Origin of the sequence: Amycolatopsis thailandensis, assembly GCF_002234405.1 — a bacterium.
Taxonomy (GTDB): Bacteria; Actinomycetota; Actinomycetes; order Mycobacteriales; family Pseudonocardiaceae; genus Amycolatopsis; species Amycolatopsis thailandensis.
Window position 1 is genome coordinate 1 of sequence record NZ_NMQT01000129.1, and the last position, 23705, is coordinate 23705.

General features: G+C 70.2%; 21 protein-coding genes. 12 read left to right on the plus strand and 9 right to left on the minus strand.

Annotation, left to right across the window (positions count from 1 at the left end; translation table 11 throughout):
- On the minus strand, positions 1 to 914 hold a 914-nt coding region (locus CFP71_RS33675), incomplete at its 3' end, for a mucoidy inhibitor MuiA family protein (protein ID WP_143267225.1).
- 83 nt (positions 915 to 997) lie between these two features.
- On the opposite strand from CFP71_RS33675, the gene CFP71_RS33680 reads away from it, so the two are divergent.
- The 3 genes from CFP71_RS33680 to CFP71_RS33690 all read left to right on the plus strand — a co-directional run bounded on the left by CFP71_RS33680 (position 998) and on the right by CFP71_RS33690 (position 5031).
- Positions 998 to 2809, plus strand: a complete 1812-nt coding sequence (locus CFP71_RS33680; RefSeq protein WP_093937986.1) for a Xaa-Pro dipeptidyl-peptidase — start codon at positions 998 to 1000, stop codon at positions 2807 to 2809.
- A gap of 152 nt (positions 2810 to 2961) precedes the next feature.
- A complete protein-coding gene (locus CFP71_RS33685) occupies positions 2962 to 3816 on the plus strand; it encodes a M23 family metallopeptidase (RefSeq protein WP_093937987.1) in 855 nt (284 codons plus the stop codon).
- 150 nt (positions 3817 to 3966) lie between these two features.
- Positions 3967 to 5031, plus strand: a complete 1065-nt coding sequence (locus CFP71_RS33690; RefSeq protein ID WP_093937988.1) for a DUF4192 domain-containing protein — start codon at positions 3967 to 3969, stop codon at positions 5029 to 5031.
- Here the strand turns inward: CFP71_RS33690 and galE are convergent.
- The 3 genes from galE to CFP71_RS33705 all read right to left on the minus strand — a co-directional run bounded on the left by galE (position 5006) and on the right by CFP71_RS33705 (position 7980).
- Positions 5006 to 5959: a UDP-glucose 4-epimerase GalE gene (gene galE / locus CFP71_RS33695; RefSeq protein WP_093938038.1), complete on the minus strand. Its 954-nt coding sequence runs from the start codon at positions 5957 to 5959 to the stop codon at positions 5006 to 5008. The two genes, CFP71_RS33690 and galE, sit on opposite strands and share 26 nt — an antisense overlap.
- Before the next feature lie 123 nt (positions 5960 to 6082).
- Positions 6083 to 7264 carry a galactokinase gene (gene galK / locus CFP71_RS33700; RefSeq protein ID WP_093937989.1) on the minus strand — a complete coding sequence of 394 codons (1182 nt, stop codon included), beginning with the start codon at positions 7262 to 7264 and terminating at the stop codon, positions 6083 to 6085.
- Positions 7261 to 7980, minus strand: a complete 720-nt coding sequence (locus CFP71_RS33705; RefSeq protein ID WP_093937990.1) for an iron-dependent transcriptional repressor DtxR — start codon at positions 7978 to 7980, stop codon at positions 7261 to 7263. Before CFP71_RS33705 ends, galK begins: the two co-directional genes overlap by 4 nt.
- Before the next feature lie 108 nt (positions 7981 to 8088).
- Between CFP71_RS33705 and CFP71_RS33710 the strand changes: the two genes are divergently transcribed.
- Genes CFP71_RS33710 through CFP71_RS33720 form a run of 3 tightly spaced genes read left to right on the plus strand, consistent with a single transcriptional unit; the run spans position 8089 to position 12869 of the window.
- Positions 8089 to 8937 (plus strand): sulfurtransferase, encoded by an 849-nt coding sequence (locus tag CFP71_RS33710; RefSeq protein WP_093937991.1) that lies wholly within the window; start codon positions 8089 to 8091, stop codon positions 8935 to 8937.
- 55 nt (positions 8938 to 8992) lie between these two features.
- Positions 8993 to 10165 (plus strand): acetoin utilization protein AcuC, encoded by a 1173-nt coding sequence (locus CFP71_RS33715; protein ID WP_093937992.1) that lies wholly within the window; start codon positions 8993 to 8995, stop codon positions 10163 to 10165.
- A 1-nt stretch (position 10166) separates the two neighbouring features.
- Positions 10167 to 12869, plus strand: a complete 2703-nt coding sequence (locus tag CFP71_RS33720; protein ID WP_093937993.1) for a bifunctional acetate--CoA ligase family protein/GNAT family N-acetyltransferase — start codon at positions 10167 to 10169, stop codon at positions 12867 to 12869.
- A 165-nt stretch (positions 12870 to 13034) separates the two neighbouring features.
- Here CFP71_RS33720 and CFP71_RS33725 read toward each other — a convergent pair whose 3' ends face one another.
- The 5 genes from CFP71_RS33725 to CFP71_RS33745 all read right to left on the minus strand — a co-directional run bounded on the left by CFP71_RS33725 (position 13035) and on the right by CFP71_RS33745 (position 18509).
- Positions 13035 to 13460, minus strand: a complete 426-nt coding sequence (locus tag CFP71_RS33725; RefSeq protein WP_093937994.1) for an SgcJ/EcaC family oxidoreductase — start codon at positions 13458 to 13460, stop codon at positions 13035 to 13037.
- A gap of 113 nt (positions 13461 to 13573) precedes the next feature.
- Complete coding sequence (locus tag CFP71_RS33730) at positions 13574 to 14671, minus strand: alpha/beta hydrolase family protein (RefSeq protein ID WP_093937995.1); 1098 nt, start codon at positions 14669 to 14671, stop codon at positions 13574 to 13576.
- 66 nt (positions 14672 to 14737) lie between these two features.
- Entirely contained in the window at positions 14738 to 16249 is a 1512-nt protein-coding gene (locus tag CFP71_RS33735; RefSeq protein ID WP_093937996.1) for a long-chain-fatty-acid--CoA ligase, read from the minus strand.
- Complete coding sequence (locus tag CFP71_RS33740; RefSeq protein WP_093937997.1) at positions 16246 to 17319, minus strand: acyl-CoA dehydrogenase family protein; 1074 nt, start codon at positions 17317 to 17319, stop codon at positions 16246 to 16248. The genes CFP71_RS33735 and CFP71_RS33740 overlap by 4 nt, the downstream gene beginning before the upstream one ends.
- Positions 17320 to 17327: 8 nt before the next feature.
- Complete coding sequence (locus CFP71_RS33745) at positions 17328 to 18509, minus strand: acyl-CoA dehydrogenase family protein (RefSeq protein WP_093937998.1); 1182 nt, start codon at positions 18507 to 18509, stop codon at positions 17328 to 17330.
- 103 nt (positions 18510 to 18612) lie between these two features.
- On the opposite strand from CFP71_RS33745, the gene CFP71_RS33750 reads away from it, so the two are divergent.
- The 6 genes from CFP71_RS33750 to CFP71_RS33775 all read left to right on the plus strand — a co-directional run bounded on the left by CFP71_RS33750 (position 18613) and on the right by CFP71_RS33775 (position 23590).
- The gene (locus CFP71_RS33750) at positions 18613 to 18804 is read left to right on the plus strand and encodes a ferredoxin (RefSeq protein ID WP_093937999.1); all 192 of its coding nucleotides are present in this window, start codon (positions 18613 to 18615) and stop codon (positions 18802 to 18804) included.
- A gap of 71 nt (positions 18805 to 18875) precedes the next feature.
- Complete coding sequence (locus tag CFP71_RS33755) at positions 18876 to 19760, plus strand: 3-oxoacyl-ACP reductase (RefSeq protein ID WP_093938000.1); 885 nt, start codon at positions 18876 to 18878, stop codon at positions 19758 to 19760.
- Positions 19761 to 19770: 10 nt separating this feature from the next.
- Positions 19771 to 20532, plus strand: coding sequence for a glucose 1-dehydrogenase (locus tag CFP71_RS33760; RefSeq protein WP_093938039.1), 762 nt, complete (start codon positions 19771 to 19773; stop codon positions 20530 to 20532).
- 118 nt (positions 20533 to 20650) lie between these two features.
- The gene (locus tag CFP71_RS33765; RefSeq protein ID WP_093938001.1) at positions 20651 to 21409 is read left to right on the plus strand and encodes an MlaE family ABC transporter permease; all 759 of its coding nucleotides are present in this window, start codon (positions 20651 to 20653) and stop codon (positions 21407 to 21409) included.
- 1 nt (position 21410) lies between these two features.
- Complete coding sequence (locus CFP71_RS33770; RefSeq protein ID WP_093938002.1) at positions 21411 to 22259, plus strand: MlaE family ABC transporter permease; 849 nt, start codon at positions 21411 to 21413, stop codon at positions 22257 to 22259.
- Entirely contained in the window at positions 22256 to 23590 is a 1335-nt protein-coding gene (locus CFP71_RS33775) for an MCE family protein (protein WP_093938003.1), read from the plus strand. The genes CFP71_RS33770 and CFP71_RS33775 overlap by 4 nt, the downstream gene beginning before the upstream one ends.
- Positions 23591 to 23705: the final 115 nt, after the last annotated feature.

Genomic DNA, 23705 nt, shown 5'->3' on the forward strand with positions numbered 1-23705 from the left:
GGCCGACCGCTCGGCGCCGGCATCCGGGCCGACTCCGGGATCCCGCCGCCCGCCGGTGACGCGCTGCCGTACGCGGCGCGCGCCGCCAGCGGCTGGATCGGCCGCACGCGGTCGAGGAACCACGGTTCGAGTTCCGGCACCTCCACGGTGTTCGCCGGCCGTGCCGTCGACAGGGCCAGCTCGCATTCCGGCCAGTCCTCCCCGGTGTGCTGGGTGATCCGCCCGTACCAGGTCACCGCGACGTCTTCCCCGCGTACGCGGACGTCGTAGCCCGGTTCCCAGCTGGCGTTGGCGACCACATACGACAGTTCGAGACCGATTTCCGCGCCGTCTTCCTGGCCTTCCAGCTCGACCGTGACCGTCGCGCTGTCCACTTCGGACGTCCCCTGTTTCGCTTCGATCTCGCGGTCCAGCGCCTTGAGGTCGTCACGGAGCCGGGCGAGACGGATGCCGAGTTCTCGGCGTTTCCCCAGTGCCTCGGCCAGTTGGATGCCGAGCGCGTCGGTTACTTCGGCGACCCGGGGCGGTTCCGCCGTGCCCGCGGCCAGCGCCTTCGCGAAACTCTTCCCGCTGCGCGTGGCCAGCCCGGTCAGCAGATCGACCTTCGCGGTCTCCGCGGAGACCGCGTCCGCGACCTCGTCGACCACGGCCTGATCGGTCCGCCGTCGCTCCGTCAGTGTGCGCAGCGACGCGTCCGCGGGCACGGGGTGGCGCTCGACGGTGACGTCGACCCCGGCGATGACCGCCGGTCCGGAACCGGTGACCCGGACCGAATCGGTGTCCAGGTTCCACGGCAGGCCCGCGAAGGCGAAGCGGGTTTCCCCGTCGAGGCGTGCCGACGCCCGCCTCGTGATCCGGGCATGGTGCGGATAGACGGTGACGGCGACGATCGGGGCTTCCACGGTGCTCGGCATGCCTCCGACGTTAGTCTCTTGACACCCGTTCGGGGGGCCGGAAACCTCAGCTGGGTCTTGCCCGCCCGCCTTTTGGGGGTCCCGTGAGAGTCGCCAGACTCGCCGCTTTGTTCACCGCCGTCCTGGTCCTGCCGGCGACGGCGCTGCCCGCTCAAGCCGACGCGCCACCGGCGCCGGTTTTCAAGGACGGTCAGGCACAACCGGTGTTCGACCCGGCGGACGTCATCCGGGAGAACGTCTGGGTCACCGCGCCGGTCGACAGTGACCACGACGGCAAGGACGACCTCGTGCACGCGGAGGTCGTGCGGCCCCGCGCGACGCAGCAGGGCATGAAGGTCCCGGTCGTCTACCAGGCCAGCCCGTACTACGCGGGCGGCAACGACGTCGCGAACCACAACGTCGACGTGGAGCTGTACGTGCCCGGCGCCAAGCGCGCCCCCGCGGGCCCGAAGATCGCGACCAGGACCGTCGGCCCCAACCCGGCGCCGATCAACTGGAGCTACCAGAACTATTTCGTCGCCCGCGGTTTCGCCGTGGTGTACGGGGAGTCGCTCGGCAGTGGCCAGTCCACCGGTTGCCCGAGCACCGGCGACGTCAACGAGACCATCGGCGCCAAGTCCATTGTGGACTGGTTGAACGGCCGCGCGACGGCGCGTGACGCGGCGGGCAAGGCCGCGGTCGCCGACTGGAGCACCGGCAAGACCGGCATGATGGGCGTCTCCTACAACGGGACGCTGCCCAACGCGGTGGCCAGCACCGGCGTCAAGGGACTGGAGACGATCGTCCCGATCGCGGCCATCTCCAGCTGGTACGACTACTACCGCAACGACGGCGCCGTCGTCGCGGCCGGCGGTTTCCAGGGCGAGGACGCCGACGTGCTCGCGGACTACGTCCACACCCGTCAGGATCGCACCGTCTGCCGTCCCCTCATCGACAAGATCGCCGTCGACCAGGACCGGGTGACCGGTGACTACAGCCCCTTCTGGGACGTGCGCAACTACCGCAACGACGTGAGCAAGGTGCGCGCGTCGGTGCTCGTGGTGCACGGCCTCGGCGACTGGAACGTCAAGACCGACCAGGGCACCCGCTGGTACGAAATGCTCAAGGCGCACGGCGTCGAGCACAAGATCTGGCTGCACCAGGCCGGGCACGCCGACCCGATGAGCCTCCGCCGCGACGTCTGGCTCACCACGCTGAACAAGTGGATGTCGCACTACCTCTACGGCATCGACAACGGCATCGAGCGCGAGCCGAAGGCCACCATCCAGCGCGAGGACAAGTCGTGGGTGGACGAGCCCGAGTGGCCGCTTCCCGGCACCCAGGACGTGAAGCTCTACCCGTGGCCTGGTGGCTCCTCGAAGGGCAAGCTCGACACTCGCAACCCCGTGCCGGGCAAGGCCACTGTCGAGAAGCTGGCCGACGACGCGAGCAAGACCGTCGAACAGCTCGCCAACGCGGCCTCGTCGGGCAACCGGCTGTTGTACTCGACCACCGCGGCGAGCCAGCCCGTCCGCCTCTCCGGCACGGTGAAGGCCGACCTTTCGCTGTCCTTCGACAAGCCGGCCGCGAACGTGACGGCGGTGCTCGTCGACCGGGCCCCGAACGGGTCGGCGAAGGTGATCACCCGCGGCTGGACCGACCCGCAGAACCGGCGCGATCCCGCCAAGACCGACCCGATCACCCCTGGTGAGAACTACAAGGTCGAGGTGGAACTGGTCGCGAAGGACTACCTGCTCGCGGCCGGGCACAAGATCGAGTTCCTGGTGGCCTCCAGCGACCACGACTACACGCTCCGGCCGAAGCCGGGCGCGGGTGTCTCGGTCGAGCTGAACCGGACTTCGCTGGTGCTGCCGGTGGCGGGAGGCAAGCCCGCGCTGCGCGCCGCCTTCGGCTGAGTCCGTCCGTCCTCCGGATGCCACGTCCCGCCCGGGGCGTGGCATCCGGCGTTTTCGGGGAAAATGCCCACCGGACCTCGCGCTTGTATGGAAAATGTATTTCCTCCGGCTTTGCTCGGCGAGTCCGGCTTCCCCACCCGATGGAGGTCTCCATGTCCAGGTTGCGCCGCTTCGCAGTGCTCGCCGCGGCGGCTGTCGTCCCCGCGCTCGGCCTGACCCTCGCCGGTACGACGCAGGCGTCGGCCGCCCCGAACTTCCAGGTCCCGTTCAAATGCGGTGTCACGGTCACGGCCGCCACGTTCAGCGGGCACAGCCCGGCCAACTCGGTCGACTTCCAGAAGTCGGGGATCACCGGGATGCCGGTGGTGGCCGCGGCGGGCGGCACCGTCAGCCGGGTCGCCAACGAAGGCAGCACGAGCTACGGGCGCTGGGTCGAGGTCGACCACGGCGGCGGCTGGACCACCCGGTACGCGCACCTTTCGACGCAGTCGGTGTCGGTCGGCCAGGCCGTCAGCCTCGGCAAGCAGCTCGGCACGGCAGGCGCCACCGGCGGTGTGACCGGCCCGCACCTGCACTTCGAAGAGCGGCTCAACGGTGTCGCCCAGAAGGCGAAGCTGAACGGCGTCGCGGTGCCTTACTACGGCCACACCAACTTCACCAGCAAGAACTCGTGCGGCGGCAACCCGTACGAAGCCACCGAGGTGTGCGGCAGCGGGTTCTCCGTCGTCGACTCGCAGGCGCTCGCCGGTGGCTCCGGCACCGCGTACCTGCTCTACAACGCTTCGACCAAGTCCAACTGCGTGACCACGTTGAAGGCGGTTTCGCTCGGCACCGCGTCGCCGGTTTCGGCCTTCCTCGAAGTCCAGGGTTCGGCTCGCACCACCGACTCCGGCAGCTTCACCTACTACGCCGGACCCGTGAAGAAGACGGCCGCCTCGACCTGCGTCAAGTGGGGCGGCTCGGTCGGGGCGAACGCCTACGAGAGCCCGTTCGAACACTGCGACTGACCCCGCGGGGCCGGGCACTGTAGATCACCCCACCGACAATCCGGCGCCCCCGGGGCCGGTCCCGGTGGCGGTTGTCCACAACGGTCCCGGCTGTCCACAGATGTGTCATGCCCCCACCCAGCGGCCCCATTCCCGCCGCAGGGTGGGGGCATGACCACAACCACCACGACCGGCAGGACCAAGGTCGATCTGAAGGATCCGGCGGACCTGCTCGCCGCGATCCCGTACATCCTCGGGTTCCACCCCGAGAACTCCGTCGTCGTCTTCGGGCAGAAGGGGCCGGACCGCAAGAGCCAAGGCCTCACGATGCGCGTGGACCTTCCACCACCCGGCCTGGAGAGAGACCAGGCGCGAGACCTCGCTGTCCGGCTCGCCGTCACCGATCACACCGGTGCCACGGTGGCCGTCGTCGGCGGCGGTTCCCCGAACCCGTCCGGGCGGCCACCTCGCCGCCGTTTCCTCCGTCGCCTGGAATCCTCGCTCGCCGATTACGGGATCCCGTTGCTGCACTCGCTGTGGGCACCGTCCATCACCGAGGGAGCGCGATGGCGGTGCTATCGCGATACGGACTGCGGCGGCGTCCTGCCCGACCCGCGCAAGTCGATGGCCGCCGCGGTCACCACCAGCGAAGGCCAGGTCACCCACGAGAGCAGGGCGGATCTGGAGCGCCTTTTCGCGGCCGGTCCACCGGAGACGCTCGCGCGCCGTGGCGACATCCTGAGCAGGATGGCCGATCCGCCCTGGGGAAAGGACGATCTCGTCGAGGCGGGGCTCGCCGAGGTGAGCGCCGCGCTGGCCCGTGCCGGGCGGGGCGACGAGGTGATCACCGACGAGCAGGCCGTCCGGCTGGCGTGGGCGCTCTCCCTCGTCGAGGTCCGGGACGCCTGCCTGCTCACCGCGGCCCCTGTGGGCTCACCTTTGGCGCGCGCCGCGGAGGACCTCTGGCTCCGTCTCGCACGCGAGCTGCCCGAACCGGAGTCCGCCGAGGCACTGTGCCTGAAGGGGCACGCGGCCTACGTCCGCGGTGACCTGACCATCGCCAACATGGCGCTGGCCAGGGCCCGCGAAGTCGATCCGGAACACCGGATGGTCAGACTGCTGACAGCCGCCCTGGACGGGATGCTGCCTCCGTCCGAAGTGGCCGAAATGGTGCTGCGGCGACAGGAAGAAGAGCCGCCCGCGTTCTGGCTCAGACCGCCTGGCGGGACTGAGTGAACGCCCACGCGTCGGCCACGATGCCGTCGAGGTCGGTGCGCTCCGGCTTCCAGCCGAGTTCTTCGCCCGCCCGCTCGCTGGAGGCCACCAGCACCGACGGGTCACCTTCGCGGCGCGGCGCGACCGCGGCGGGGATCTCGTGACCGGTGGTGCGGCGGCACGCCTCGATCACCTCGAGCACGGAGAAGCCGGTGCCGCTGCCGAGGTTGTAGATGCGGTGCTCGCCGTCGACGGCGTGCTGCAGGGCCAGCAGGTGCGCGTCGGCGAGGTCGACCACGTGGATGTAGTCGCGGATGGCGGTGCCGTCCGCCGTCGGGTAGTCGTCACCGAAGACCTGGATCCGCTCGCGGTCCCCGGTGGCGACCTGGAGCACGAGGGGGATCAGGTGGGTTTCGGTGGTGTGCCGCTCGCCGAAGGAGCCGTAGGCGCCGGCGACGTTGAAGTAGCGCAGGCTGACGGCGGCGATGCCGTGGGCACGAGAGAACGAGGTGATCGCGTGGTCGATGGCCAGCTTCGTCGCGCCGTAGGTGTTCGTCGGCCGCGTCGGCGCCGTCTCCGGGATGGGGGAGGACTCAGGCTCGCCGTAGGTGGCCGCGGTGGAGGAGAACACCAGCCGCTTCGTGCCGTGGTCGCGCATCGCTTCGAGCAGGCGAAGCGTGGTCAGGACGTTGCCCTCCCAGTACTTCGCCGGATCCGTCATCGACTCGCCGACCAGCGACTTGGCGGCGAAGTGCAGGACGCCATCGAAGCCGTCGCCGAGGAGGCGCCGAGCGACCTCGGCGGCGTCACCCTCGATGAAGGTGGCGTCCGGGTGCACCGCGTCGGCGTGCCCGGTGGAGAGGTCGTCGACCACGGTGACGTCGTGCCCGGCCTCGATGAGACGGGCCGCGCAGACACTGCCCACATAACCGGCTCCGCCCGTCACCATCAGCTTCAGGGTCTTGGTCGGTTCGTCGGTCACGTTGGCGCCTTTCTACTGCGGATCCGGTCGCGGCCCAGTGTCCTCGCCCCCGGGCACCCGGCACGCCCGGGGGTCTCGCGACCGCGAGCCCTACAGCTCGTCGCGGCCCGCGCCGCGCGAGGGCACCGCGGTGAAAAGCCTGGGGTGGCGCAGATCCGCCGCCTCGTACGCCGCCTTCACCGCGCGTCCGACGACATCCACATCGGACTCCCGGACGAGGGCGATCGCCGAGCCGCCGAAACCGCCGCCGGTCATCCGCGCGCCGAGCGCCCCGGCCTCGCGGGCCGAATCGACGGCGAGGTCGAGTTCGCGGGTGGAGATCCGGTAGTCGTCGCGCATGCTGACGTGCGAGGCGTCCAGCTGGGGGCCGATCTCGGTGATCCGGCCGGCGCGCAGCAGGTCCACGGTGTCGAGGACCCGCTGGTTCTCCGTCACCACGTGGCGCACCAGCGGCACCAGCTCGTCCGGCAGCTTCGCGAGCGCGTTGTCGAGCCCGTCGACGCCGATGTCCCTCAGCGCTTTCACTTCGAGCAGTTCCGCGGCGCGTTCACAGCCCCGCCGGCGTTCGCCGTAGCCGCCCTCGGCGTGCGAGTGCTTCGTGCGGGTGTCCATGATCAGGATCCGGACGCCGGACTCCTCCAGCGGGAACGGCACCTGTTCCAGCTCGCCGGAACGGACGTCGAGGAACAGCACGTTCGATTCCGTGCAGCACAGGGACGCGGTCTGATCGAGCAGGCCGGTCGGCGCCCCGACGAAGTCGTTCTCCGAACGCTGCACCCAGCGGGCCACCTCGTGCAGGCTCGGCGCCCCCGCGCCGGTCCCCGGGGTGATGCCCGCCAGCCCGAGGAGGGCGAGAGCGACAGCGCATTCGAGAGCGTGGGAGGAGGACAGTCCCGCCCCCGAGGGCACGTCCCCCGCGATCGCCACGTCCGCGCCGGCGCCGAGGCCCTGGTCTCGCAGCACCCAGGCGACGCCCGCCGGGTACGCGGCCCACCCCTCGACCGAGCCGGGCTTCAGATCGCCGATGATGAGCGGGCCCGATTCCTGGACCCGGCCGTCCGAGCCGAGCGTGGCCACGGTGAGCACGCCGTCCTCGCGCGGGGTCGCCGCGGCGGCGAGCCGGTGCGGGAGGGCGAACGGCAGCACGAACCCGTCGTTGTAGTCGGTGTGCTCGCCGATCAGGTTCACCCGGCCAGGCGCCGACCAGACCCCGGCCGGAGCCCGGCCGTGGAGGGTCCGGAAGGTCGCCGCGGCGTCGGACGCGGCGCTCACCTGGCCTGCGCCAGCACGGCGTGCAGGGCCGAAGTGGCCACCAGGGCGGTGTTGCTGCCACCGGTGACCTCGATGGTCCCGCCGGGGGCCGCCTTGCCGACCTTGACCCGGCTGCCGGGCACGATGCCGACCGACTTGAGCTCGGTCATCAGCGTCTCGTCCAGCTGAACGTGCTCGGCGATGCGGCGGATCTCGACTTCGCCGCCACCCATCCGGGCGAATTCGTCGAGCCGCACGAGGTCGGCTTCGGCCGGCGGGGCGGGATCGCCGTCGCCGAGCTTGTCCAGTCCCGGGATCGGGTTGCCGTAGGGCGAGGTGGTGGGGTGGTCGAGCAGCTTGACCAGCTTGCGCTCGACGGCCTCGCTCATCACGTGTTCCCAGCGGCAGGCCTCGTTGTGGACGTGCTCCCATTCCAGGCCGATGACATCGACCAGGAGGCGCTCGGCCAGCCGGTGCTTGCGCATGACCGCGATGGCGAGCTCGCGCCCGTGCTCGGTCAGCTGGAGGTGCCTGTCGTCCGCGACGACGACCAGCCCGTCCCGTTCCATCCGCGCGACGGTCTGGCTCACGGTCGGGCCGCTCTGCTGCAGCCGCTCCGCGATCCGGGCCCGCAGCGGGACGACACCTTCTTCTTCGAGCTCGTAGATCGTACGCAAGTACATCTCGGTGGTGTCGATGAGATCGTTCACGCTGTCCCCTTCGTCCGCGTTGCTCATCGTAGTCGCTGGCACTGACAGCGACGCAGGCGTGGGGACAACAAGCGCCGTGCCGGGAAAAGTCCCCCAAGCTGGGCACGGAGCCGTCAGGCACGGGAAGATGGCCGCATGCGCCCCATGATCACCACCAGCGAACTCGCCGCGCAGCTCTCCGGCCCGGATTCGGCACGCTCCGTAGTCCTCGACGTCCGCTGGCGGCTCGCGGGCCCGCCCGGCGCCGATTCCTATCGTGAGGCGCATCTCCCGGGAGCGGTGTACGTCGACCTCGACAAGGCGCTCGCCGGGGAGCCGGGTGACGGCGGACGTCATCCGCTGCCCGAAGCGGAGACCCTGCAGCGGCATCTGAGGGCGGCGGGGGTCCGCGCCGGGCACCCGGTCGTGGTCTACGACGACTCCGACGGATCGGTCGCGGCCCGCGCCTGGTGGCTGCTGCGCTGGGCCGGGCACGCCGAGGTCGCCGTACTGGACGGCGGGTTCGCCGCCTGGGCCGAGGAAGAGCGCCCGCTCACCACCGAGGTCCCCTCGCCGGAGGAAGGGGACCTCGTCGTCGAACCCGGTGGCATGCCGGTGCTGGACGCGGCAGGGGCCGCCACGCTCGCCAGGGACGGGCTGCTCTTCGACGCCAGGGCGAAGCCGAGGTACGCGGGGGAGACCGAGCCGATCGACCCCCGCGCCGGGCACATCCCCGGCGCGGTCAACGCCCCCTTCTCCGGGCATCTCGCGGAGGACGGCCGCTGGCGCGACGCCTCGGAACTGGCCGAGCGGTTCGAAGGATTCGGCGTGACGCCGGAGACGCCGGTCGGTGTCTACTGTGGATCGGGCGTCACCGCGTCGTCCGTCGTGCTCGCGCTCGAGGTCTCCGGTCACCCGGAGCCCGCGGCGCTGTACGCGGGTTCGTGGTCGCACTGGTCCCGCGATCCGGAGCGCCCGGTGGCCACGGGGGACCTCCCCGGCTGACCCGCGGCGTCCGGAACGGGGGCACTGGCCGCGATCGGGCACTAGAGTTCGCACCATGCGAGCACCGGCCGTCGTATGGGACTCCTCGCTGCTGGGTTACGACCTCGGCGGCGAGCATCCGTTCAACCCGGTGCGGCTCGAACTGACCATCCGGCTCGCCACCGGACTCGGCGTGCTCGACGGGGTCGAGCTGCTCGTCCCCGACGCCGCGGGCGAAGACGAGCTGCGCCGTGTCCACCTGGACGAGTACATCGAGGCCGTGCGGCGGGCGCCGATGACCGGTGCCGATTTCGCGCACGGGCTCGGCACCGAGGACAACCCGGTGTTCACCGGCATGCACGAGGCTTCCGCGCTGGTCGTCGGCTCGACGCTGCTGGCCGCGCGCAAGATCGCCGACGGCGAGGCGACCAGGGCGGTGAACATCGCCGGCGGGCTGCACCACGCGATGCCGGGCAAGGCGTCGGGCTTCTGCGTCTACAACGACTGCTCGGTGGCGATCTCGTGGCTGCTGGACCACGGCTTCGACCGCGTGGCCTACGTCGACACCGACGTCCACCACGGCGACGGCGTGCAGACGGCGTTCTACGACGACCCCCGGGTGCTGACCGTTTCGCTGCACCAGCACCCGTTCACGCTGTGGCCGGGCACGGGCTATTCGGCGGAGATCGGCAAGGGCGGGGCCGAGGGCACCGCCGTCAATCTCCCGCTTCCGCCCGGTACCCGCGACGGCGGCTGGCTGAGGGCGTTCGAGGCGGTGGTGCCGTCGCTGCTGGAGCAGTTCCAGCCGCAGATCCTCGTCACCCAGTGCGGCGTCGACTCGCACGAGGAAGACCCGCTGGCGGATCTCTCGCTCTCGGTGGACGGTCATCGCGCCATCTACCGGCGGTTGCGGGAACTGTCCGAAGCGCACGCCGGTGGCCGCTGGATCGCCGTGGGCGGCGGGGGTTACCAGCTGATCCGGGTGGTGCCGCGGTCCTGGACCCATCTGCTCGCCACCGTGCTCGATCGCGACGTCGACCCGGCGACGGCGTTGCCGCCGGACTGGGTCGCGTCGATCTCCCGGGCGGCGCCGAAAGCCGAGATCCCGCCCGGCATGTCCGATGGCCGTGACACCACCTTCGTCCCGTGGGGGGACGGGGCGGACGAACCGGTCGACATCGCCATCCGCGACACCCGCCGCGCGATCTTCCCGCTGCACGGCCTCGATCCGGACGATCCGAGGGACTGACATGGCCACTGGAAACACCGCGGATGCCAAGCGCGACCCGTACGACTTCCCGCGCGAGTGGGAGGCCGACGTCCTGCTCTCCGACGGCGGCACGGTGCACCTGCGCCCGGTGATCCCCAGCGACGCCGAAGGCCTCGTCGCCTTCCACGGCCGGTTGTCCGAACGCACCCGGTACTTCCGGTACTTCGGCGCCTATCCGCGGATCCCGCAGCGGGACCTCGAACGGTTCTCCGTCGTCGACCACCACGACAGGGTCGCCTTCGTCGCGCTGCTGGGCGACGACATCGTCGCGGTCGGCCGCTACGAGCGGCTCGACCAAGGGCCGTCGGCCGAGGTCGCGTTCGTCGTCGACGACGCCCACCAGGGCCGCGGGCTCGGGTCGATCCTGCTGGAACATCTGGCCGCCGCCGCTTCGGAATCCGGGTTGCGGCGTTTCGTCGCCGAAGTGCTCGCCGAGAACGCGGCGATGGTCCGCGTGTTCCGCGACGCGGGCTACCAGGTCAGCCGCGAGATCGAAGAGGGCGTGCTGCATCTGGAATTCGACATCGACCCGACCGAGGAGTCCCTCGCGGTCGCCCGGTCCCGGGAGCAGGCCGCCGAGGCGCGCAGCGTGCACAACCTGCTGCATCCGAAGTCCGTCGCGGTGATCGGCGCGTCCACCGATCCGACGAAGATCGGCTACGTCGCGCTCACGAACCTGCTGAGCGCCGACTTCGCGGGCACCGTCTACCCGGTCAACCCCGAGCACAAGTCCGTGCGCGGCGTCCGCGCGTATCCGTCCGTCGTGGACATTCCCGACGCCGTCGACCTCGCGGTGGTGGCCGTTCCGGCCGAGGCCGTCGAGTCCGTTTTGGACGGTGCGCTGGCCAAGGGCGTCAAGACTCTCCTGATCGTCTCCGGCGGGTTCGCCGAAGCCGGACCGCACGGGCTGCACGCCGAGCTGAGGCTGGTCGGGGAGGCCAGGGCGCACGGGATGCGCGTCGTCGGCCCGAACGCGCTGGGCGTGCTCAACACCGACGCCTCGGTCCGGCTCAACGCCACCCTCGCGCCCCGTCTGCCCGCTCGCGGCCACACCGGGTTCTTCTGCCAGTCCGGCGCGCTGGGCACCGCGATCCTCGCCGACGCCGAGGCACGCGGCCTCGGGCTTTCGACGTTCGTCTCGGCGGGCAACCGGGCCGACGTCTCCGGCAACGACCTGCTCCAGTACTGGGAGACCGATCCGGCGACCGACCTCGTCCTGCTGTACCTGGAATCGTTCGGCAACCCGCGCAAGTTCGCGCGGCTCGCCCGGCGGCTGGCGCGGACGAAACCGGTGGTGGCGGTGAAATCCGGCAGGCACGCGGTCCGCCCGCAGCTCGCCGCGACCTCGGCGGAGGTCGACGAGTCCAGTGTCCAGGCCCTGTTCGAGCAGGCGGGCGTCGTCCGCGTCGACACGCTCGCGCAACTCTTCGACACCGCCTTGGTCTTCGCCCACCAGCCGCTGCCCGCCGGGCCGCGGATCGCCATCGTGGGCAACTCCAGCGCCATCGGGTTGCTCGCCGCCGATACCGCGCGGGCGCACGGTCTCCGGCTGACCTCGGACCCGGTCGACGTCGGGCCGCAGGCGAGCCCGGAGGAATTCGCCGCCGCCGTGCGCGAAGCCCTCAACTCCCCGGAGACCGACGCGCTCGTGGTGGTCTTCGTGCCCCCGCTCGCGATCCCGGGTACCGCGTACGCCCGCGCGCTGCGGGAAGCCGTCGTCGAGATGGACAAGAACAAGCCGATCGTGTCGACCTTCCTCGCCGTCGAGGGTGTCCCGGATGAATTGGCCGTCCCGTCCGAGGACGGCGTGCCGACGCGGGGTTCGGTCCCGTCGTACCCCAGCCCCGAACGCGCGGTGAACGCGCTGGCGCGAGTCGTGCGCTACGCCGCCTGGCGGCAGCGGCCGCAGGGCAACCTGGTGCGGCCCGCCGGTCTGCACGCCGAACAGGCACAGGTCATCGTCGGTGAACTCCTGGCGGGCGAGGACGGCAAGACGACGCTGCTGTCGGACGACGACGTGGTCCGGCTCCTGGGCTGCTACGGCATCGACGTCGTCCCGTTCCAGGTCGTGACCTCCGCGGAAGAGGCGGTGAAAGCGGCCGAGGACCTCGGGTTCCCGGTCACCCTCAAGGCAGTCGACGAGCGGCTGCGCGGCAGGCCGGACCTCGCCGGGGTGCGGCTCGATCTGTCCTCTTCGGACGGTGTGCGCCGGGCGTACCTCGATCTGCGGGAGATCTCCGGCGACGACGAGGTCTACGTCCAGCGGATGGCGCCCAAGGGCCTGTCGTGCGTGATCGGGCTGCAGGACGACCCGTCGTTCGGTTCGCTCGTGTCGTTCGGGCTCTCCGGGCTGGTCAGCACGCTGCTGGGGGACCGGGCCTACCGCGCCGTCCCGCTCACCGACGTCGACGCCGCCACCCTGCTGCGCGAACCGCGGACCTCGCCGTTGCTCACCGGGTACCGCGGTGACGAACCGGCGGATCTGGCCGCGCTCCAGGACATGGTGCTGCGCGTCGCGGCGCTCGCCGAGGACAACCCCGAGGTCCGCTCGATGACGCTCGACCCGATCCTGGCCTCGCCGGACGGCGCCTTCGTCGCCAACGCCCGGATCGTGCTGGGCCCGCCGCCGACCCGCCCCGACACCGGACCGCGACGGCTGAGGCCGATCAACGCCCCTGCTTGAGTCCGGGCAGCACCACGGCGAACACGCTCACGGCCAGTGGCGCGAGGATCCCGAACGCCGCCGTGACGGGAAGGCGAACAGCACCGACCACACCCCGAACTCGCCGGTGTCCGCCAGTGCTTCCTCAGGCGCGTCGCACCGTGAGTCTGCCGGGAACGGCGCCGGTCAGGAATCCCACTCCTGGGGCGAGCGAGCGGCGAGATCCGGGTCGTGGCCGGTGAACGACGCGATATCACCCTTGATCGTGTTGTGGAAGGCGGCGACCCGCCCGTCGTGGACGAGCATCGTCTGCACCGCGCGCTGCTCCCCGGCGAGGGGACCCGCCGGGATGGACATCACCGTCTCGGAGTGCACGAGGTCGAATCCGCCGCCGAGCGGGCGGCTCGACACCTGGCGGAGTTCCAGCCTGCTGCCCCGGTAGATGGTGTCGAAGATCTTCTGGCTTTCGCGGGCGATCGTCGCGCGGCCGCGCTGGATGCGGCCGACGACGTCGACGAAATCCACGTCCTCGGCGAAGTTCGCGGCCCACGCCTCACCGTCACCGGCGTTCCAGGCGCGTTCCAGCGAAGTGATGATCTCCTCGGTGGTCATCGCTGTCCTCCCTCGTGGCGACTACCCCTTGCTGGGAAAGACGTTTCAAGGAGTCGTCCGGTTGCGTGACCTCCACCCGGCCCCGTCACCGAGGCCGGGTGGAGTCACGACGACTACGAGGCGTTGCCCAGGGGCACGCTGGTGGCGTCGCTGCTTCGGTGACGCAGGTACCTGTCGAAGAACGCGCTCAGTTCGGCTCGCTGAATCGCGACGCTCCGCGCCGGGTCGATGGTGCCGACGAACGCGGCCGGGGCGTTGCCCAGCTGGGGCAACAGGGTCTGGTAATCGGTGAAGCTGAAGTGCTCGCCGTCCGGCAGGCGCGTCTCGCGGGTCCAGCCGCGCTGGTTGCGCTGGAACTCCTGCCAGGACGCGTCCGACGCCGCGCTGTGGTCACCCGCGCTCATCAGCAGGAACGGCCGGTCGAGACCTTCGTCGGCGACGCGGCCGAAGATCCGCCGCGACTGCGAGTGCGCCATGCTGCCGTCGAGATCCGCCCCGGCGACGACGCGCGGGTCCTCCACCATCGTCTCGCCCGCGGTGAACCCGCCCGCGGAGTGGCCGAACATGCCGACCCGGGAAAGCCGAAGCCTGTCGAGGACGAATCGCGTGTCCTGGACACGGGTCTCCATCACGCGCTTCGACACCTCGACGCTCGACGGCGGCAGGGCTTTCTTCTCGACACGTCCACCGGGGAACTCGACCGCTTCCGCCTCGTGGGTGTGGTCGATCGCCACGACGACGTACCCCTCACTCGCGAGCTGTTCCCGCAGGACGGTGCCGTGCGAACGGGACAAGGTGCCGCCGGGTGAATACAGCACGACAGACCGTTTCCCGACGATGGCGGGCGCGCCGAGCCGGGAATTCGTGGGAAAGCGGTAGTCGAGGGTGTCCGCCTCGACGCCCAGTTTGACGGCGTCGCCCTCGGCCACGACCTTCGCGACTCCCGGCGCCATGTACGGCGCCTTCGGTTTCCCGCTCGGCAGAGCCGGATACCGCACGGTGACCATCAGTTCCCTGACGGTGCCGGGAACCCACGGGTCCCGGCGGGAGTGGTCGATCAGGTGCAGGTCGGTACTGCCGACCGCGTACGGGCCGGTCGGCGCCGGCAGGCTCAAACGGACAGGGGCCGCCGAAGCGGTCGGTGCGAGAAGGACGGCGGGGAGGGCGAGAGCCGTGGCCAGTACACCCATCCTCTGTGGAATTCTTTTCATGGCAACGAACTTAGGGAGCGATCAGCTGTCCGGGCATCGGGAAGATCACCGGTGCCGACCCTGGGATCAGTCCTGGGGGTAGCGGAGCTCCCAGGCGTCTCCGGCGCCGTCCGCGGCCAGTTCCCGTTTGAGCACCTTGTGCGTCGCCGTGCGCGGTAGCTCTTCGATCACCCGCACGAACCGAGGGCGCTGTTTCGGACCGAGGTCGCCTTGCGCCGCGACGAAAGCGGCGAGCTCACCGGCGTCGACCGGAGACCGGCAGACCAGCGCGGCCATCACCTGGTCTCCCACGCGCGGATCCGGCACCGCGTACACGGCGGCTTCGCGGACGGCGGGATGCCGCAGGAGCGCGCGTTCGATCGGGGCGGTGCCGAGGTTTTCGCCGTCGACGCGAAGCCAGTCGCCGAGCCGTCCCGCGAAGTAGCAGTAGCCGTCCGCGTCGAGGTAGGCCAGGTCGCCGGTGTGGTACATCCCGTCGCGCATCCGGTCGGCTTCGGCGGCCGGGTCGCCGTAGTACCCGGCGAAGAAGCCCGGCCCGCCGGTGTTGACCAGTTCGCCGACCGCCTCGGCGGCGTTGAGCAGCTTCCCGGCCGCGTCGAATTCCGCCGGGGGACAGGGTTCCCCGGTCTCCGGATCGAGTACGGCGACGCCGTCGAGCAGCCGGCCGAGTGAGCCGGGCGGGGTGGTGGCGTCCCGGCCGAAGTTCACGCCGCCCTCGGTCGAGCCGAACGCGTCGACCACGTGACAGCCGAAGCGCTTGGCGAAAACGGCGAGGTCGGCCTCCGCGCCTTCGTTGCCGTAGACCAGTTTCAGTGGGTTGTCGGCGTCGTCGTCCCGCTCGGGAGTGGTGAGCACGTAGGACAGCGGCTTGCCGACGTAGTTGGCGTAGGTCGCCCCGAACTTCCGGACGTCGGGAAGGAAACCGGAGGCGGAGAACCGGCGCCGCAGCGCGATCCCCGCGCCCGAGGAGAGCGCGACCGACCAGCCCGCCATGATGGCGTTGGAATGGAACATCGGCATCGCCACGTACGCGGTGTCCTCTGTGGACAGACCGAAGCGGGAGGCCAGCATCTCGCCGGGGTAGGCGACCTTGCCGTGGGTGCACCGGACGGCCTTCGGATCGCCGCTGGTGCCGGAGGTGAAGATCAGCATGAGCAGGTCTTCGGGCTTCGCGGCCACGGGAACGACCGTCTCGGGCGAGGGTTCGAGCTCGCTCAGCGGCCGCACCGGGACGCCTGCCTCGGACAGCAGGGGAAGGTACTTCTCCTCGGCGAACACGAGCTCGCAGTCGGCCAGCGCGACGTCGCGGGCCAGGGCCGCGCCCCGGCGCGTCGGGTTCAGGCCGACCAGCACGTGCCCCGAGAGCGCGGCACCACCGAGCAGGAACGAGAACTCGGGGATGTTGTCGGCCAGCAGCCCGAAATGCCCGCCGGGCCGCAGGATCCCGTTCAGCGCGGCCGCGTGTCCGGCGCAGGCCCGGACGTGTTCGGCCCAGGTCCAGCGCCGGTCCTCGAACAGCAGCCCGGTCGAGCGGTCCTCCGCTCTGGCGAGCAGGAGCTCCGTGACCGTGGGGGTCATGCCGGGTCCGCGGCCAGGAGGTCGCCGAGACCTCGCAGCTGCGCGGTCGCGCCACCCCAGGTGAACTCGAGCCGTTTCGCCGCGACGAAGTAGCGGTGCAGCGTGTGATCGACGTCGATGCCGACCCCGCCGTGGATGTGCACGGCGGTGTGCGCCACGCGGTGACCCGCCTCCGCCGCCCAGAACTTCGCCGTCGCGACCTCTTCGGCCGACGGCAGGCCCTCGCTCAGCCGCCAGACGGCCTGCCACAACGTCAGCCGGACGGCTTCGACGTCGACGTAGGCGTCGGCGAGCCGCTGCCGCACCGCCTGGAAGCTCCCGATGAGGTGGTCGAACTGCTTGCGTTCCCGCGCGTACTCCGCGGTCAGCTCCAGTGCCCGCTCGACGACGCCGAGCTGTTGCGCGCAGGCACCGATCGTGCCGCGCAGACGCAGCCATTCGCCGATGTCGCCCAAGGAGACCTCGGCCTTGGCACCGGACAGTTCCACGAGCGCCGCGTCGGCGTGGTCGACGGTCCGCTGCGCCGAGACGGTCACCGCGTCCCGGTCCAGCAGGAACACCTGACGGCCACCGTCGATGGCGGCTTCGACGAGGAACCCGTGCGCGAACGCGCCCGAGGCCACCGCGGTCTGCGCGCCGGTCAGCCGCCAGCCGTCGCCGTCGGCCTCGGCGGTGAACCCGCACGGCACGCCGTAGTCCGGCAGCGCCACCGCGAGGACGTGGTCGCCGCGCAGCACCGGGACGACCCAGCGCTCGGCAAGCCGCCCGTCACCGAATTCGGCGACGGCCGCGGCGCCCATCACGACCGACGTGAGATAGGGGACCGGTGCGACCGCGCGGCCGATCTCGGCCAGTACCGAACACTGCTCCAGCGGCCCGAACCCGCCGCCGCCGACCGACTGCGGCAGGGCGGCGTCGATCACTCCGGCCTGGGCCAGGGAAGTCCACAGTGGAGCGTCGAACCCGCCGGAACCGTGTGGCCCCAGCACGTCGGGCGTGACCTTGTCCGTCAGGATCCGGCGCGTGAGCGACGCGAGATCCTGCTGCGCTTCGGTGAGCGTGAAGTCCATCGTGTCTCCTAGCGCGTGACGGGCAGGCCGAGGGCGGTCGCGGCGATCATGTCCCGCTGGATCTCGTTGGTGCCGCCGCCGAAGGTGAGGATCAGCGACGAACGGTGCAGCCGTTCGATCCGGCCGCGCAGCAGGGCGCCGGGGGAGCCCTCGCGGACCACGGCGCCCGCTCCCAGGATCTCCATCATCAGCCGGTACGCCTCGGTCGCGAACTCCGTGCCGAACACCTTGGTCGCCGAGGCCTCCGCCGGGCCGAGGTCGCTGCTCGCGGCCGCCCAGGCGATCCGCCAGTTCCGCAGCTTCAGATACTCGGCGTGCGTGTGGATCCGCGCCAGGTGCAGCCGGACCCACGGCTGGTCGATGACGCGGGAGCCGTCGGGCAGCTTGGTCGTCTGCGCCCAGGTCCGCACGTCGCGCAACGACGTCTGGATCGGCGCGGCCGAGGTCAGCGCGACCCGTTCGTGGTTGAGCTGGTTCGTGATGAGCGGCCAGCCCTCGTTCTCCCCGGCGACCCGCGAAGTCACCGGGACGCGCACGTCGTCGTAGTAGGTCGCGCTCGTGCCGGGCCCGGCGACCGTGCGCACCTTCGTCCAGGAGAAACCGGGCGCCGACGTCGGCACGATCAGCATGCTCAGGCCCTTGTGCTTGCGGGCCCCGGGGTCGGTGCGGGCGGCCAGCCAGATGTAGTCGGCGTACTCGATCAGGCTCGTCCACATCTTCTGGCCGTTGATGACGTAGTCGTCGCCCTCGCGGACCGCGCGAGTGCGCAGGGACGCCAGGTCGGTGCCCGCGCCCGGCTCGGAGTAGCCGATCGCGAAGTGCAGCTCGCCGGCGGCGATCTTCGGCAGGTAGAACGCCTTCTGTTCTTCGGTGCCGTACCGCATGATCGTCGGCCCGACGGTGTTCACCGTGAGGAACGGGACGGGCACCCCCGCCGCGGCCGCTTCGTCGGTGAAGATGAGCTGATCGAGCATCGGCCGGTCCTGCCCGCCGTACTCGCGGGGCCAGCCGATCGCGAGCCAGCCCGCACTGCCCAGATCCCGGACGATTTCCTTGTACACCAGGCCGTCGCCGTACTCGCCGCCGTCGTCGGCCAGGGCTTCACGGCGTTCGGGGGTCATCAGCCCGGCGAAGTACTCCCGGAGTTCCCCGGCCAGTGCCCGTTGCTCCGGCGTGTAGTCGATCCGCATCCGTCACCTCTGCCGTCGGTGCTCGTTACTGGTGCCATGGCCGCTCGCGGCGGTAGGGTAGAACCTGTTCTAGTTGTACCAGGTGTGGCGGCGAGGAGGGAATATGGAGATCGACGTCGATCGCTCGCTCTGCGAGGCGAACGCGATCTGTGTCGGCTTCGCGCCCGAGGTCTTCGATCTCGACGACGACGAGGAGCTGATCCTCGAATCGACCGAAGTTCCGCAGAATCAGGTAGAACGTGTTACTCAAGCTGTGGCGAGCTGTCCGAAAAACGCCCTGCTCATACGCGGTTAGCACCGTTTATTTGGACCTTGCATGTAGCGAGAACAGATTCTAGTGTGTGCGGTGAGGCGAGGAGGCCCGGAGTGAGTTTGGACGGCAAGACGGCTATCGTGACCGGGGCCGGCGCGGGACTCGGCCGGGCCGAGGCGCTGGCGCTGGCCGCGGCGGGGGCGTCGGTGGTGGTCAACGACGTGTCGACCGCCGCGCAGGTGGTCGCCGACGAGATCGAGGCCGAAGGCGGCAAGGCCGTCGCGGTCACCGGCGACGTGTCGGAGTCCTCGACCGCGGACGCGCTGCTCTCCGCCGCCGTCGACCACTTCGGCGGACTCCACGTCCTGGTCAACAACGCGGGCGTGCTGCGCGACCGGATGCTCTTCTCGATGTCCGACGAAGAATGGGACACGGTGCTTCGGGTCCACCTTCGCGGGCACTTCCTGCTTTCCCGCAACGCCGGGGCGTACTGGCGTGACAAGTCCAAAGTGGACGGCGCGCCGGTGTACGGCCGCGTGGTCAACACCGCGTCGGAGTCGTTCCTGCTCGGCGCCCCCGGCCAGCCGAACTACGGCGCGGCCAAGGCGGGCATCGCCGCGCTCACCGTCTCCACCGCGCGCGGTCTTTCCCGCTACGGCGTCCGCGCCAACGCGATCTGCCCGCGCGCCCGCACCGCGATGACCGAAGCCGTCTTCGGCGCCGACGCGCCGGAAGGGATCGACCCGCTTTCGGTCGACCACGTCGCGCCGTTCGTCTCCTTCCTCTGTTCGCCCGAGTCCGACCGCGTCAACGGTCAGGTCTTCCTCGTCTACGGCGGGATGGTCGCGCTCATGCGGCCGCCGTCGGTGGAGCAGCGGTTCGACACGGTCAACGGGACCTGGACGGTCGACGAGCTCGCCGGAAGCGTGGGCGGCTACTTCGCCGACCGCGACCCGGAACGCATGTTCTCCGCATCCGAAATCATGTCGCTGCCGTGAGGAGATGACGATGGGCAGGCTCGACGGCAAGGTAGCCCTGATCACCGGCGGCGCCCGCGGGCAAGGCGAGGCGGCCGCGCGGCTGTTCGTCGCCGAGGGCGCGCGCGTGGTGATCGCCGACATCAACGACCTCGACGGCAAGAAACTCGCCACCGAACTCGGCGAATCCGCCGTCTACCAGCATCTCGACGTCGGTGACGAGGCCGAATGGGACGCCGCGATCGAACGCACCGTCTCGGAGTTCGGCCCGCCGACGGTCTTGGTCAACAACGCCGGCATCCTGCACTTCTCGGAACTCGGGAGGACCACGCTTGCCGACTACGAACGCGTCATGCGGGTCAATCAGATCGGGGCGTTTCTCGGCATGCGCTCGGTCGTTGAACCGATGACCGGGGCCGGAGGCGGCTCCATCGTCAACGTGTCCTCTGTGGAAGGACTCGCCGGGATGCCGTATCTCGTCGCCTACACCGCGAGCAAGTTCGCGATCCGCGGGATGACCAAGGTCGCCGCGCTCGAACTCGGCGCGAAGAACATCCGGGTCAATTCGGTCCATCCCGGCGCGATCGACACGCCGATGGTCGCCGCGGCGGCCGGTGGGCAGAAGATCGACATGTCGTGGGTGGGCAAGAAGGTCGCCTTGGGCCGCGTCGGGCGGCCGGAGGACATCGCGAAACTCGTGCTGTTCCTGGCCAGTGACGACAGTTCGTACAGCACGGGCTCGGAGTTCGTCGCCGACGGCGGCGCGACCGCGACGCACGCCCTCAAGATTTAGCGCGGAGGTGCCGAGAGCAAGGTGAACACCGCCGACGCAATGGGGCGTTGACAGGTGGAGTAGAAACTCGGGCAGGCGACTGGGAGGTTCTGTGGGAGCGACGGTGTCCGTCCCGGGTATGGGTGCGCTCACACAGGTCGGCAGGCTCGCGACCCTGTCGTGGGAGGTCCTGCGGGCGATCTTCAAACGCCCGTTCCAATTCCGCGAATGGATCCAGCAGTGCTGGTTCTTCGCCAGCGTCACCATCCTGCCGACGGCGCTGGTGGCGATCCCGTTCGGCGCGGTCATCGCCCTGCAACTCGGATCGCTGACCCAGCAGATCGGCGCGCAGTCGTTCACCGGCGCGGCGAGCGCGCTCGCGATCGTGCAGCAGGCGAGCCCGCTGATCACCGCGCTGCTGGTGGCGGGCGCGGGCGGCAGCGCGGTCTGCGCCGACATCGGCGCCCGCAAGATCCGTGAAGAGATCGACGCGATGGAGGTCCTCGGGGTCAACCCGATCCAGCGCCTGATCGTGCCCCGGGTCCTGGCCGCCATCGTGGTTTCGGTGCTGCTGAACGGTTTGGTCAGCGTCGTCGGCGTGCTCGGCGGCTACTTCTTCAACGTCGTCATGCAGGGCGGCACCCCGGGCGCGTACCTCGCCAGCTTCAACGCGCTCGCGCAGGTGCCGGACCTGTGGGTCAGCGAGATCAAGGCACTGCTCTACGGTTTCGTCGCCGGGGTGGTCGCGGCCTTCCGCGGGCTGAACCCGGCGGGCGGGCCGAAGGGCGTCGGCGACGCGGTGAACCAGGCCGTGGTCATCACGTTCCTGCTGCTGTTCCTGATCAACGTCGTGCTGACCGCGATCTACCTGCGGATCGTGCCGCCGAAGGCGATGTGACATGGCGAGCGAACCCGCTGTTTCGGACCGGACGCTCGAGATCATCGCGCGTCCCGGCGCGATGCTGGAAGGCTTCGGCGGCCAGCTGTCGTTCTACTTCCGTGCGCTGGCCTGGACCCCGCGCACGATCCGGCGCTACGGCCGCGAGATCTTCCGGCTGCTGACCGAAGTCAGCTTCGGCACCGGCGCGCTCGCGGTGATCGGCGGCACGCTCGGCGTGATGATCGGGATGACGCTGTTCACCGGGCTCATCGTCGGCATGCAGGGCTACTCGGCGCTGAACCAGCTCGGCACGGCCGCGCTGACCGGGTTCATCTCCGCCTACTTCAACACCCGCGAGGTCGCGCCGCTTTCGGCGGGGCTCGCGCTCTCGGCCACCGTCGGCTGCGGGTTCACCGCGCAGCTCGGCGCGATGAAGATCTCCGAGGAGATCGACGCGCTCGAAGTGATGGGTGTGCCGAGCCTGCCCTACCTCGTGACGACGCGGGTGATCGCCGGGGTCAGCGCGGTCATCCCGCTCTACGCCGTCGGCCTGCTCTCGTCCTATCTGGCCTCGCGGCAGATCACCATCTGGCTCTACGGCCAGTCGGCGGGCACCTACGACCATTACTTCACGCTGTTCCTGCCGCCCGAGGACGTGCTCTGGTCGTTCGTCAAGGTGATCATCTTCAGCGTGCTCGTCATCCTTTCCCATTGCTATTACGGCTATACCGCCAGCGGTGGGCCCGCCGGGGTGGGGATCGCCGTCGGCCGCGCGGTGCGGACGTCGATCGTGCTGATCTCGGTTCTCGACTTCTTCCTGAGCCTCGCGATCTCGGGCGCGACGACGACGGTGAGGATTTCCGGGTGAACAGGGGGATTCTGCTGCGGCGGCTCCGGCACCAGGTGCTGGGGCTGGTCTTCCTCGTGGTGGTCGTGCTGTTCTTCGTCACGACCATCGCCTTCTACCAGAAGGCCTTCACCACGGTGACCCTGGTGAAACTGGAGACCGACCGCATCGGCAACCAGATGCGCGAGGGCGCGGACGTCAAGGTGCGCGGGATGGTCGTCGGTGAGGTGCGGTCGATCCAGGCCCACGGCGACCACGCGACGATGGACCTGGCGCTGCAACCGGACAAGACCAAGGTCATCCCGTCGAACGTGTCCGCGAGGCTGCTGCCGAAGACGTTGTTCGGTGAGCGATATGTCGCCTTGCAGATCCCCGAGCGGCCCGAGCGGCACATCGGCGAGGGCGACGTCATCCCGCAGGACCGCAGCAGCAGCGCGATCGAGCTGGAAACCGTGCTCGGCAACGTGATGCCGTTGCTGCAGGCCGTCCAGCCGGAGAAGATGGCCAGCACGCTGAACGCCGTCGCGTCCGCTTTGGACGGTCAGGGCAAACAGCTCGGCGCGACGATGGCGGGACTTTCGGACTACCTCGGGAAAGTGAACCCGTCGCTGCCCGACCTCAAGGCCGACATCTCCGGGCTGGCCGACGCCGCCGAGATCTACGACAAGGCCGCGCCGGATCTGCTGGCCGCGTTGTCGGATCTGACCACCACGAGCAAGACACTGGTCGAGAGCCAGCGCGGGCTCGCCGACGTCTACTCGACCGTGACCGCCGCGTCGCTCGACCTGACGAGCTTCCTGAAAGTGAACCAGGACAACCTGATCCGCCTCACCACCAACCTCCAGCCCACGCTGGACGTCCTCGCGAAGTACGCGCCGGAGTACCCGTGCCTGCTCAAGCAGCTCGCCGGGTCGGTGCCCCGCGCGGAACTCGCTTTCGGCAAGGGCACCGCGCATCCCGAGGTCAGCCGGGTGACCATCGAGTTCACGCCGAGCCGCGGCAAGTACCTGCCCGGCGTCGACGAGCCCAAGTACAACGACAAACGTGGCCCGCGGTGTTATCCGGAGGTTCCGCCGCCGGGCCGCTGGCCGCAGTATCCGCCGGACGGCGCGATCGACGACGGGTCCTCGAAGCCCGCTCCTCCGCGTGACCCGGACGGAAGGCTGCCCTCGAACGGGACCATTCCGGCGGGCGGGAACGTGGGCGGCTCGGTGGTGAACACGCCGGACGAACAACGGCTGATCGACCTGCTCGTGTCGCCGGCGATGGGGACGACGCCGGACCAGGTGCCGAACTGGGGGAGCCTGCTGGTGGGACCGCTGTACCGCGGTGCGGAGGTGGAGCTCCGATGAGGACAACGTCAGCCGGGAGCGGGCTGAAGGGGCCCTTCACCGCATGCGACGCGGTGAAGGGAGCTTTCACCGCGTCTGATGAGGGGAAAGCGTCCTTCAGCCCCCGGGCCGCAGC